A 1,459-nucleotide genomic window follows, 5' to 3' on the forward strand; every position below is an offset into this window, starting at 1 on the left:
TGGTATTGGGATGCCGCAGCGTCCATATTTCGATAACGCGGGTAATGCCGCAGCAGATAACAAAAGAGCCAAACAACATGAAAACCCAGTCAATCTGGCAGTGTGGACAATACGGTGAAGTTGTGGAAGGTTGACGGCACTCCATTAACGACTTTCAGAGGTCACAGCGCGGCGATTAGGGGAGTGGCGTACAGTTCTGACGGGACGTTTGTGGCTTCTGTCAGCGAGGATAATAGGCTGATTTTGTGGAACGTGGAGCAAGTTTTGAATCTGGATTTATTGAGTTACGGGTGCGATCGCCTGCGGGATTATTTGCGGACAAATACGGTGCTGGAAAAGGGCGATCGCTTGTTGTGTTCGCCCTTTGGAATGATTGAACCGCGAAGACGCAAAGAACGCGAAGATAAGAGGAAACAGTAACATACTCCGCTTTACGATTCGTAAGGGAGGAGGCCGACTGGTTCGTAAAGAATCTCCACAACCCGGATTTGGTATAACTACTGAGTAATGAAATCGCTAGCGGTGAGAGTACCGGGCGCTACACCGTTCAACTTTGCTAACAATTGATTGCTACTGGTGACGCTAATCAAAGTTTGATTGTTGTTCCCAGTAATAGTTAATTGATTGAAACTTAAACCGGAATTTAACCCAATTAAATCTTCGCCTTGGCGGAAATCCGTAATGATGTCGCTGCCTAAACTTTGAGTTAGCAGAAATACATCATTCCCCGAACCGCCAGTCAAAGTATCATCTCCTACATCACCGGCCAGAAAATCGTTGCCAGCATTGCCGAAGAGGCTATCATTACCTTTGCCTCCGTACAGCGTATCGTTGCCAGTGTAACCTTCTAGCAAATCGTTTTCGTTGTTGCCCAATAGCAAATCGTTGCCATCGCCGCCTCCGAGACTGTCGTTGTCTTTGCCCCCGTAAAGTGTGTCATTTCCCGCCTTACCAAAAATCAAATCTGCACCTTCGTTTCCAAACACAATATCGTTGCCATTTCCCGCATTAATTGTGTCATTTCCTAAGTTGCCAAAAAGCTCGTCGTCGCCATCTTCGCCCAGCAAAATGTCGTCATCTTTGCCGCCAAAAATGGTGTCGTTGCCAAAGCCGCCGGCAACAGTATCTTGACCTAAATCTCCCCTCAAAAAGTCGTCGCCTTCTCCGCCAACCACAGTGTCGCTATCTTTGCCGGCGTAGACTGTATCGTTGCCACTGTCGCCTTGGATGAAGTCATTGCCGGTATTGCCGAAGATGGAATCGTTACCGCTGCCGCCGTCGATGTTGTCGTTGCCGCCCATGCCGTAGAGGGTGTCATTCTCGCCAAGTCCGTTAATTGACTCGTTGATGCCGCTACCAATGATGAAATCGGGGCCCTCACCGCCGTTGATGGTTTGTTGGGTCTGATTGGGAGTAATGCTGCCGGGGTCAAACTCTGGGGCTGGCAGGGGTTCGACGA

2 protein-coding genes are annotated in these 1,459 nt (G+C 49.1%); one reads left to right on the forward strand and one right to left on the reverse strand.

Going from position 1 to position 1,459, the window contains the following annotated elements; translation table 11 throughout:
• Positions 1–114: 114 nt before the first annotated feature.
• A complete protein-coding gene (locus tag IQ270_RS30235) occupies positions 115–420 on the forward strand; it encodes a WD40 repeat domain-containing protein (protein WP_368670151.1) in 306 nt (101 codons plus the stop codon).
• A gap of 77 nt (positions 421–497) precedes the next feature.
• On the opposite strand, the gene IQ270_RS30240 is transcribed toward IQ270_RS30235, so the two are convergent.
• Positions 498–1,459, reverse strand: a 962-nt coding sequence (locus IQ270_RS30240) for a calcium-binding protein (RefSeq protein WP_305076238.1), incomplete at its 5' end; no start/stop codon positions are given.

Source organism: Microcoleus sp. LEGE 07076 (genome assembly GCF_015207455.1).
Classification (GTDB): domain Bacteria; phylum Cyanobacteriota; class Cyanobacteriia; order Cyanobacteriales; family Microcoleaceae; genus Microcoleus.